General features: G+C 47.6%; 7 protein-coding genes. 2 read left to right on the top strand and 5 right to left on the bottom strand.

The genetic code is table 11. From position 1 onward, the window contains the following. Positions 1–147 precede the first annotated feature (147 nt). The 4 genes from BTJ39_RS19370 to BTJ39_RS19385 all read right to left on the bottom strand — a co-directional run bounded on the left by BTJ39_RS19370 (position 148) and on the right by BTJ39_RS19385 (position 8,601). Positions 148–2,439, bottom strand: a complete 2,292-nt coding sequence (locus tag BTJ39_RS19370) for a hypothetical protein (protein ID WP_078004364.1) — start codon at positions 2,437–2,439, stop codon at positions 148–150. 80 nt (positions 2,440–2,519) lie between these two features. Next, positions 2,520–3,617, bottom strand: coding sequence for a hypothetical protein (locus BTJ39_RS19375; RefSeq protein ID WP_078004365.1), 1,098 nt, complete (start codon positions 3,615–3,617; stop codon positions 2,520–2,522). Positions 3,618–3,659: 42 nt separating this feature from the next. Next, positions 3,660–6,350, bottom strand: coding sequence for a hypothetical protein (locus BTJ39_RS19380; protein WP_078004366.1), 2,691 nt, complete (start codon positions 6,348–6,350; stop codon positions 3,660–3,662). 1,066 nt (positions 6,351–7,416) lie between these two features. Beyond that, positions 7,417–8,601, bottom strand: coding sequence for a BaiN/RdsA family NAD(P)/FAD-dependent oxidoreductase (locus BTJ39_RS19385; RefSeq protein WP_078004409.1), 1,185 nt, complete (start codon positions 8,599–8,601; stop codon positions 7,417–7,419). Positions 8,602–8,840: 239 nt separating this feature from the next. On the opposite strand from BTJ39_RS19385, the gene pitA reads away from it, so the two are divergent. Then, positions 8,841–10,340, top strand: coding sequence for an inorganic phosphate transporter PitA (gene pitA / locus BTJ39_RS19390; RefSeq protein WP_078004367.1), 1,500 nt, complete (start codon positions 8,841–8,843; stop codon positions 10,338–10,340). A gap of 42 nt (positions 10,341–10,382) precedes the next feature. Here pitA and uspB read toward each other — a convergent pair whose 3' ends face one another. Then, positions 10,383–10,718 (bottom strand): universal stress protein UspB, encoded by a 336-nt coding sequence (gene uspB / locus BTJ39_RS19395; RefSeq protein ID WP_078004368.1) that lies wholly within the window; start codon positions 10,716–10,718, stop codon positions 10,383–10,385. Positions 10,719–11,174: 456 nt separating this feature from the next. Between uspB and uspA the strand changes: the two genes are divergently transcribed. After that, positions 11,175–11,612, top strand: coding sequence for a universal stress protein UspA (gene uspA / locus BTJ39_RS19400; RefSeq protein WP_078004369.1), 438 nt, complete (start codon positions 11,175–11,177; stop codon positions 11,610–11,612). The last annotated feature ends 17 nt before the right edge of the window (positions 11,613–11,629 follow it).

Here is an 11,629-nt window from a genome sequence, read left to right on the forward strand (position 1 = left end):
TATTTTTACAACAAGAAAACGCTTAGCCATATTGCGTCGGGACAATTTCTCAGAGACGATATTTTCACGCTGCATCAGCAGATAAACCTATAACGCTGCGCCAATCTTCTGGCGCAGCGGTTTTATCGTAATTTATTATCATCTCCGTTAGTGGCTACTAATAAGTTGCAATGGCAGATCGTCAGCCGGTTTTACAAATTTAGTGGCATCACCTTTATCGGACTGATCGATTTCAAAGGTAATTTGGTTTGTACCGTCTTCTGGCGTAAACTTCTTACCGGGAACTATCTCAAGTGCTATCCCTGATTTATCCAGAGTGGCAATTCCTCGCTCATCAGCTTTTACCACGACTGTTAAACCAGCGTCACTAATCTTAATAAGGGGATCTGGAGAAGCTGTTTTAACTACAAAATGCACAGTACCCGCGTTTTTGCTCGACAGTTCCAGTTTGAATTTAATATAAGAATAAGCAGCCGATACGACAGGTGATGAATTATCGTCCAGGGTTTCATGCCCCTTGGCCGTAATTTTAGTTGTATTGACAGATTTGATAATACTCACAGCCGAATCCCCACCTGTTTCCAGTGGGCGATGGAAAATAGTCGTAGGAATGGCGACAATTAAAACGTCAACATTGGGGCCATTCTTCGTGCCAGACTTAGTAGTAATAGTCGCCGTACCAATTTTCTTACCTGCTGTGACATCCGGCAGTGGCTGGCCGCTATTGACAGTTTTCGCAGCTAAATCAACGTGGCTGGTACCATCTTTAGCGTCAATATCAATCGGCTTGTTATTGCTGGAGGTAAGTGTGGTCGTCGGAGTAATTTTTTTACCCTGACGGATGATAAGTTTATCTGATGGTTTAATAATAATAGTTCCACCAGAGGTAATATTCAAAATATAAGAGGCGGATTTTTTACCTGTTATCGTTCTGGCCTCTGCCAGCAGTAAAACGCTACCTTCATCCGGCCCGGCTTTAAACTTAACGCTTTTCGTATTCGTCTCGCCAGAGCTAGCTGGAACCGTTACCAGCGCCCGATTTTTATTATCAAATTTCGCCGTCGCTGTGCCGGTTTTAGTGGCCGTTTGTAGCCTTGCCTCGGTAGCTTTATCATGGCGGGTTTTAGTCCCGGCTTTATAGGTAACCAACGGCACGCTGTCTATATCCGCATCCGCTTCATAATCACCACTGGGTTTAGTGAACTCCAGGTCAATGTCCTGAATTTTAAACGCGTCATCAACGGTAAGAATCACAGCCTGCGGGTGTCCGTTATCTGCCAGCACCAACTTATTCCCCGTACTGAGCATAGCCATCCCTATAATTGAAAGATCTCCACTATCCGGCCCGCCATCTGCGCTCACAGTATAATCCCTCACCAGATTACCTAACGCCGTGTAGCAGTACAGTTTATTATTTTTATTGGCGGTCCATATATATCCGGCATTGTCAACAATCAGGCGATAAGTCGTGCCCTCATCAGTTTCGGTTAATGGCTTTACTGTCCCGGGTAATGAGGTGTTATCCAGCTTATATAACTTCCCGGTTTTACTCCCGACGATAATATATTTATTCGTCGGGTCAGCAGTCATGCCGTTTGCGCCATTGATGACAAACTTTTGATCGAAACGCAACGTCCCATTATCTTCAATATTAAAATTCAACACCAGGCAATTATCTGGTTTACTATCATAAAGATAAAGCCAGATTTTTTTATCCAGAACCGCAATATCACAAAATTGCTCAGGTTTATGCCCCAGCATGTCTAGCGAAAGGCTGTGGGAGAAATCATTTATCGTATTATGCGTAGCTGCATTTGTTGGCAGCGCGCCGTCCAGGTCATCCATTTCAATACTGTAGAGAGACAGTTTATCTGCATTTCGGGAACCATCCACCACTATAACTTTTGCTTTATTACTGCCATTCTTAGGTTGCAAACCAATATCATACCATTGATAAAGCTGCTCATTACCATCATTTTTTACTGGTTTAAAAAATACAATTTCAGCGGTTGCATCCGGAGCTTCTTTTTTAAAGCGATAAATAGCACCGGTATTGAAATCTGGAACCCACACATATTTTACGCTGAGGCGCAAAAAATTAGGCTGAGCGACTACATCAACATGGATATCGGTGTCCGGATTATACGATGAGTTATCTTTACTAATTTTTGGTAGCGCAATCGTTGCCTTTAATGTTGACTTATCTTCACCATCCTTTATCTCATAGCAATATACATGACCTTCGGTAGCATCAACGTCGTCCACCATATGGTCGGCGACCCAAAAGGTAGTGACTTTTTTACTGGCATCATATTCAGATGCCGCAGCGCGGGCATTCTGTTGATGTGGTTCAGATGCCGCTAAATTTGGCACAGGCGCTGCTTTAATGGTTTGAGCTATTTCCGTCATATAAACCTCACAATTTGTAATAAACGACATTGTTTTTGCCTTCATTGCGACAAAAACGTTACTCAGTCAGTTATGATTTAATTCTTAAAACTATTATTCTTAAGTTTAAATTAATGACTGATAGATAGAGGAAAACTAGCCTTTAGTTTCTCCGCACTGCCAGCAACCGTAACGGAATAAGACAAAGTACCAGAGGAATCAGATGGCGCATTTCGTTTGAAATGAACGCCAACAGGCGGTAACTCCCCTTTTTCGCTGAGATTACCTTTGTAGGGAAACGTCATCGGCTGAATTTCAACCGGTCCGCTGAGCATGGGTTGTTGTATCACGACTGTCGCATATGGCCATGCCTGGCCAGGGTTACTGGCCGTGACCAGTCTTGCTATGCATGGCTTAGGATTTACTGCCGGCACGTCTGGCCAGGTATCTACCGGCAGTGATACTAATTTCAACCTTGCGACTTCAGGCAGCAGCGCCAGATGAAACGTAACGGAATGATTATTACAGGTTGCAGTAACGGTAAAAACGCCGGGCCGGGTTCCGCGCCGCACGCCTGCCGCCGCATGGGCTTCGGGAGAAGACGTCACGCCCTCGTTTACCGGCGTAATTTCACATCCGGTGGCGCCAAAACCCGCCACAGGCTCAGCTGCGCCAAACTTAACCACCACGCCCGGCACCGGGACGTTGTTACTCAGTGCCTGAACCACCAGTGGGACAAAATCGTCACCGCCGCTAATTAGGATGCCTTGCTTATCGCCGCTGACAATTTTCAGGTCGGTTACTTTATCCTCATCCGGATTGGTTGAGCTTTTAAGCTTCACCTGCATGACAAAAAGGTTGGTGCCACGCTCCTCCTGCGGCTCATCCCGCAGCTTAACGTACAGGTAGATATCCTGCTTTAGCTTCACGGGCAAATGAAGGTGGAAAGCAGCGAAGCCGTCTTTATCTAATGGACGAAGCGTATCGCTTTCCTCTGGATCACCCGCTTTTTCCGGCAGAATGGTGGGCGCGCCCGGTTCATCTGCCAATTTACCATTCTCATGCTGAAACCTGACTTCAATGTTTCTGTTGGTGAGAGCCTGCCCCTGCTGGTTAGTCGCCCCCACCTTCAATACCGGTTTACCTGATGTCAACGTGATGGAATTGCCATCGGCGCTAACCACCACGTCCTTTCCCTGGACAATTGAGATCCGATTAGTCACGGCCATTTTTCTACTCCTGTTAGCAGAGCTATCTTTAGTCAGGAATATTTATTCAACCGACACGGTTACCGAAGGCGAAGTATGCACATCATTACCCGACGCAATGACAGTAAATGTGTATTTACCAACGCCTTTTAAATAAATTTTCGGACATTTAGCATGGCCAGTTGTATTATTTACGGCCACCGTCTTCGTCTTGACATTCGGATCCGTATCGCTGAATGAAACGCTGCCTTGCAAGGTAAAGGTGATTTTCCCGGATTTAACGATATGCCCACCACCAGAGGTGTACTGAGCGTAGATGTTACTATCCCAACCCTCCTGATTATCCCCACTGGAAATGGGCTCTATTGTCGCAGGATGAATTTCAATTTTATCTGGCTTAACCGCTGCGCTAACTTTAAAGCTCAGTGCTTTTTCCAGATATTTATTGCCGCCTGGTAACATTGCTCTCAAATAAAAAGTACCGAGCGAATTACTTGTGGTCGTCATTTCGGGCACTTTAGCTCTGCCGTTTTCGCCATGAACTGTCTCCACCTTTTTATTACCGTCAATGAAATGTGCTGAGATACCGTCTCTGGCGTCATCAATATGCAGCTCCAGAATAAAATTAGGTATCTGTTTTCCTTGTTTATCATATGCTCTGACGTAAATATTCAGATTGGTGTCCTCACCGGCAGTAAGTTCCACCGGCTCAGAAGTGGTGCTCCAGTCAACATGGTCTACCAGAACGACATGAACCGTCAGAGTCGCCTCAGCATAGCCCCCTGTATCCCCTTCAACATAGAAGCGGATGTTTGCATCGCCGTTAGCATCAGCATCAACCTCAATTTCCGGTTGTATAATCCAGGTGCCGTTCTGTCGTGTCGCCTGTAATTTTCCTTTGGAACGTTTTTCATTATTGATATCCCGGATAGTTAACTTATCACCAACGCTACCGGTAATTTCAAACGTTACTATCGGCGGCGAACCGCTATCAATATCCGGTTCGAAAGTAACTTCTACATCTTTGGTTGATTTTGCTCCCGGCGCCAGGCTTATTTCTCCTGGCGTCACGATAAGCCTCCGCTGACCGATATTGTCTGAATTTATATTAATTACCTTCGGTTCAGTATCATCTGCAGTCAGGGTGATAGTACCCTGCCCACCATTAACTGTGGTTTGTACATAAACCAGCTTGTAGGGAGACGCCGATTTAAATTTTTTATACTGGGCTTCCAGATCTTTCAGCCCAGGGCCGGAAACAGCCATGTTGATGTCTATTCCGCTGATGACCTGTCCGGTCGAATCAACCAGTTTTACATACATCTGCTCTTGCTTATCTTCTTTCCAGTGAATGACACCGTCGGGTAATGGATGCTGAAGATAATCTTCCACAATAAAATGATAACGATAGCTTTGTGCAGACGTTTTAATGTCGTGTTGATAAGTCTGACCGCTAAGTTTATGGGACAACTTAACGGTGGTGGTGCCGTTAACGCCGGTTTTGGGCGCCAGATGCAGGGTAATCTTACCTTCACCGTTGGTTTTATCCTGCAATAACTGCGCGGTGAGATAGGTATCAGGAGTGAACGTCAAGCTGATAGTTTCGCCGGGGGCTGGCTTGCCATTTTTTGATAGGGTGAACTCGAAATCCTGCGCTTTTTGCAGTGTGTCAGGCAGTGAACCTGTTAGCGTCCATTTATTCTCGCCATCCGAATCTTGTTTTATATGAATGATATAGGGTGACTCTTTTTTAAATTCATCGTTATTAAGGAAACCAGTATTAGTAATTTCCTGATAAGCCTCATTATCACCTTTAATATAAACGTGAAGATTGCGCGTGGTGTTAGTGAGATTATGGGCGACAATGCTACCGGCCTGGATCATCACAGTCGACTCGCCCTCATCTTTAGTGATTTTCCAGTACGTTGTCGGCGGGTTAAACTGAATGCCATCGCCGCCATCCAGCTTAAAGTAAAGGGCGGTTTCGCTTTGATCCGCGACCCATTGTCCGTCAGTCAAATGATAAAGCGTGAACGTCCAGTCTTTGTCTGTCACAACATGTTCACTGTCGCTGTCATTATTTAATTTCAGCGTGGCGGGAACGCAGGTGATACGCAGCTTACTGACGTCTTTGTTATCTACGTCTTCCGCATTAAGTGCGCTAATAATCGCACCCCGGTCCCTGGTCGTATCGACATGAGAAGGCCCCTGGAACGATATAAAATAAACACCATCCACAGTTGGCTGAAAAGTGATTGTTTTTTTATCCCAGTACACGTTCAACGCTCTCTGGGGATAAGACTGGCCATAGACGGAGGTATTATCACTGACAGGTTCGCTTCCCCGTCCACCGTTGCCGGGGTCTTCTTTGTTTAAATCAATATGAACGGTATAATCCTGATTAATGAAGTAAGTCTTATGGTCATCTCCGACATAGGGGTCCGCTAAGTCATACCAGCTGAAAGTATACTTGTGTCCCTTCTTCAGTGACATACTATGCCAGATATTGCCACGTACTTTCTTATAAACAAGCCTGACAGCCGTTTGAACATTTTTTATTTTGCTTGAAGGATTGCTATTTGCTTCACTTATTGCCTGATTCGTTGGTGCAAGAATACCGACGGCATGTCCAACTTTCCATCCCTGCACGAATGTACCGTCAGCACCCCGGTACTCGTCATGTTCATAATTTGGTAGTCCACCAAGAGGGATATTATTAAGACTGTTTTTTTCAAAACCGGGAATGTTTGACATGAAGGCGCTCCACCAGGTAATAAATTATGCGAAGGTTTACCGTCTCACCGCCTTAATTCAGGCTCGTTTAAAACAGGCATAACCTTCAATGATAAAAAATTCGCTATTGCTAAAAGAGATGAAATTAGAAATTTTCAGATTTTGTAATGATAATAATTAAATAAAGGTCATCATGTTCAGGGCAAGCGCGCTGAGCGAATTCATTTTCATTACCTTATAGGTTTATTTTCAATCAACCTATATATAATGCTTAATAGAATAGTTCCCCACGTAATTACGTGTTTTTTAAACGCCACACCAATTAATCATCAAAAAATAACACTGATGAGGATTCGGTGTTCTAAAGATATTTTTTACATAAGCTGCCTGCTATTTATCATAAATAGTCAACACAACTGTTCAATTTATTTTAGCGACAAACTTTCAACTTAATTACAGTCTAGCCCCGTTCTTTATTAAATAAAGCCAAATTCCTGATAACTGTGTACAGAAAATCCGAACAATGCTACAAAAAATTACCAATAGATTCCAAATATTATTTATGTTGCTGATTTTTTTTGTGGCGTGTCGTTCTGTAGATAGATGAATGAACAAACGCAGCTCTGGCTGGCTGCGGAGCAAGCAGTCAAAAAATAATTGCTGAGTTTTAAACGAAAAATCCTCGGAGAAATAGCAGAATAAATTGGATCTTATCAGCACTAACGACACCACGTTCGTCTGATTATTTAATCAACGCCCGTCACATTTTAAGTCTGTAAAGGATGGCTTACAATGTGATCCAGCGCATGACTTTAGTTAAAAATTTCTAATCTGACTTCAAAATATTACTTTTCGTTTCTCAATAATGTCATCCATTAATCCTCTCGTTAATGCGGGTAGTAAATAGCAAAACTGAATATTTAAAGTTATTTTCTAGCAATATTGGAAACTAACTCCTGCCATTTTCACCATAAACTAGCGAAATGACATTATATATATGCTTGTTCATTTAAAAACGGTGGTGCGATATTCTACTTTCCCGCGTTCAGGGTTTCGTTGGAATTTCTCGCTACCGGCTATTCAGCTATTACAACGCCTGCGCGCACGCCCAGGCCGAACTCCATGCCCACTGGAAATTGTAGCCGCCCAGCCAGCCGGTGACGTCGACCACCTCACCGATAAAATACAGGCCAGGGACGCTAATCGCTTCCATGGTTTTTGAGGAAAGCCCCCTGGTATCCACCCCGCCGAGGGTCACTTCCGCCGTGCGGTAGCCTTCGGTGCCGTTAGGCTGGATGCGCCACTGATGCAGCGTTTCCGTCAGCGCTGCCTGCTGCTTGCTATTAAGCTGCTTCAGGCTCACATCCGGCACAATTTCCAGCTGCTGTAGCACTTCGACCAGACGCCTCGGCAACGCTTTCGCCAGGCAGTTTTTCAGGCTGAGATTGCGCTGCGTCAGACGTTCGCTATCAATCAGTTCGTCCAGGGACAGCTGGGGGCAGAGGTCGATGCTGATATGCTCGCCCGGCTGCCAGTAGCTGGAAAGCTGGAGTATGGCGGGCCCGGAAAGACCGCGATGGGTAAATAGCAGCGCTTCGTTGAACACCGTGCCGTCTTCTGCCGTCAGGCGCGACGGCAGCGAAACGCCGGACAGCGTTTGCAACTGCTCCAGCAGCGGTTTATGCAGGGTAAAAGGCACCAGCGCGGCGCGCGTGGGTAGCACGTTCAGGCCGAACTGTTCCGCCAGGCGGTAGCCGAACGGCGAAGCGCCCAGACCAGGCATCGACAGGCCGCCGCAGGCAACCACCAGCTGCGGCGCACAGACCTGGCCGCCGTTCAGCGTCAGCTCAAAGCCCCCGGCGGTTTTCGCCACGGCGGAAATCTCGCTGCGCAGGCGCAGAGTCACCTGGCCGGTTGCGCATTCGCTCAGCAGCAGATCGACAATTTGCTGCGCTGAGTCATCACAGAACAGCTGACCGAGGGTTTTTTCATGCCATGGGATCTGGTAGCGATTAACCAGATCGATAAAATCCCACTGGGTATAGCGCGCCAGCGCCGATTTGCAGAAATGCGGGTTAGCGGAGAGGTAGGCGCCAGGCTGCGCATGCAGATTGGTGAAATTACAGCGGCCGCCGCCGGACATCAGGATCTTGCGTCCGGCCTTCTTGCCGTTATCGAGGAGCAAAACGCGCAATCCTTTCTGCCCCGCCTGCGCGGCACAAAACAGACCTGCGGCGCCTGCTCCGATAATAATGACATCAAACTTCTGCACGCAATCATCTGCCCGACGGTAAAAAGAGGCTGATTGTAAGGGGTTGAGGCTGCGGTTACCAGCCATAATGATGTCATTCCCGGACCGACGAAATAATATTCTGTTTCATAACCGCTTTATGGCGCCTGGACGATATAAATATCAAAACATGACAAAAATAAGTCCACATTTTCCTTTCCCAATGGGGCTTTGTCACCGATAATGCGCCGCGTTCATGTCCTCCAAAATGGCTTAACGTTATGCTTCATCTTTTTGCTGGTCTTGATTTTCATACTGGTCTGTTGCTGGTACTTGCCCTACTTTTTGTCCTCATGTACGAAGCAATCAACGGCTTCCATGATACGGCTAACGCAGTTGCGACGGTGATTTACACCCGTGCCATGCGCGCGCGACTGGCGGTCGGCATGGCCGGGTTGTTTAACTTCCTCGGCGTGCTGCTCGGCGGTTTGAGCGTTGCCTACGCCATCGTGCACTTACTGCCAACCGATTTGCTGTTGAACGTCAGTTCGGCGCAGGGGCTGGCAATGGTGTTCTCGATGTTGTTGGCGGCGATTATCTGGAACCTCAGTACCTGGTATCTTGGTCTGCCCGCCTCCAGTTCTCATACGCTGATCGGTTCAATCATCGGTATTGGCCTCACCAATGCCTTCGTTAGCCACAGTTCGATCATTGATGCGTTGAACATCCCCAAAATGATTGAAATCTTTCTGGCGCTGGTCATTTCACCGATAGTGGGTCTGGTGATCGCGGGTTTGCTGATCTTCCTGCTGCGGCGCTACTGGAGCGGTACCAAAAAACGCGCGCGTATCCATATGACGCCAGCGGACCGCGAAAAGATTGATGGTAAAAAGAAACCGCCGTTCTGGACGCGTATCGCGCTGATCGTTTCGGCGATTGGCGTCAGCTACTCCCATGGCGCCAATGACGGGCAGAAAGGGATTGGCTTGATCATGCTGGTGCTGATCGGCGTTGCGCCGGCGGGCTTCGTGGTTAATATGAACGCCTCAGGCTACGACATCATGCGTACCCGGGATGCGGTAAACCATCTGCAGCAGTTTTATCTGCAAAACGATAACGTGCTGAAGCAGCTGGTAGCGCTAACGCCGCCTGCGGTTCCGACGCCGGAAGAGACCCCAACCGGCCCGCACAGTTTTCACTGCAACACGGCTAACGCCATGCACTCCATTGAGCGCGCTCAGCAGCTGCTCACTAATCTGAAAAACTTTGATCAGCTTAACGTCGATCAGCGTAGCCAGATGCGTCGCATCATGATGTGTATTTCCGATGCTACCGAGAAAACCACCAAGCTGTCCGGCCTCGACAGCGATGATGTGCGCTATCTGAAGAAGCTGAAGGGCGATCTGCTCAACACCGTTGAATACGCACCGGTATGGATTATCGTCGCCGTTGCCCTGGCGCTCTCCCTCGGTACGCTGATCGGTTGGCGCCGGGTAGCGACCACCATTGGTGAAAAAATCGGTAAGAACGGCATGACCTATGCGCAAGGTATGTCGGCGCAGATGACGTCCGCGCTGTCGATAGGCATCGCCAGCTATACCGGCATGCCGGTGTCCACCACCCACGTGCTTTCCTCTTCTGTGGCGGGAACCATGCTGGTAGATGGCGGGGGTTTGCAGGGCAAAACGGTAAAAAATATCCTGATGGCCTGGATACTGACCCTGCCGGCCTGCATCGTGCTGTCAAGCGTGCTTTACTGGCTGGCTCTCAAGCTGGTGTAATACGCAGGCCGGGTCTTACCCGGCCTCGCTTTTTTAGCGGTATCAGTGCCATATCGCCAGCGCAATGGCGCTGACCATAATCAGGCCACAGAGCGCACTGGTCAGGATGAACTGCCCGCGAACCCGCTCACAGCGCCGGATGAATTCTTCATCATGGTGGTCACGATAGCGCTGCAGCCAGATGTAGCGCACCAACCGTACCTGCTTGCCCGGCTGGCCGTGGGCGGTGAAGAAACCACCGCCGTCTACGTACTGATACAGCAGCGGATCGCAACCGCGTAATACGATAAGCAACGCTCGCAAAGAAGAGAAGTACCGCGCCATATTCACCAGACAAACCACACACAAAGCCCAGAACAGTGCGATAGTGCTGATCATATATCCCTCCCGGCTGAAGACCGCAGAGGCGGATGCAGCGCAGCAGCGCCAGATACGCCCTACAGGTGTAGCCAACCACCAGATAGCCATAAATTGTTTTTGTTAATGCAGAAGAGAAAGGCGCCTGCCGTCAGTTACAAGCGTCTTTAAATAGTGTAGGAGATCTGAACTAAAATTTTCCACCAATGTTTTCTGCATGACATCGTCATGGAAAAAAAACCGGGAAAACGCCCATAAAAAAGTTAAACAATGCGTTGCACCACAGTGCACAAGTCATTGAAGGTCTATACTGTTTGTCATTAAAATAATTGTCATGCCGGACGGCGAATCATCAGGCCGGTAACAAAGAAATTCATACATTGCGCCGGGTTTTAAAACGCTGTTAGTTAATTGTGGTGCAACCGAGGATTATATATTCGCGACTGACCCCGCGTGTCTTATGGAAGGAGTTTTATCATGGCTTACAAACACATCCTGATAGCAGTAGACCTTTCTCCCGAAAGCAAAGTGTTGGTAGAAAAGGCGATTTCTATCGCTCAGCCGCATAACGCTAAAGTTTCCCTGATCCATGTAGATGTAAACTATTCCGACCTTTATACCGGCCTGATTGACGTTAATCTCGGCGATATGCAACAGCGTCTTTCTGAAGAAACGCAGAATGCCCTGACCGAACTCTCCACCAATGCCGGCTACCCGATTACCGAGACGCTGAGCGGCAGCGGCGATTTAGGACAGGTGCTGGTTGATGCCATCAGAAAGTACGATGCCGACCTCGTGGTCTGTGGTCATCATCAGGACTTCTGGAGCAAGCTGATGTCCTCGGCACGCCAGCTGATCAACACCGTTCACGTTGATATGCTGATCGTCCCGCTGCGGGACGAAGAAGAAGAGTAAAAAGATAAAGGCTCTGC

The organism is Izhakiella australiensis (assembly GCF_002006995.1).
Lineage (GTDB): Bacteria > Pseudomonadota > Gammaproteobacteria > Enterobacterales > Enterobacteriaceae > Izhakiella > Izhakiella australiensis.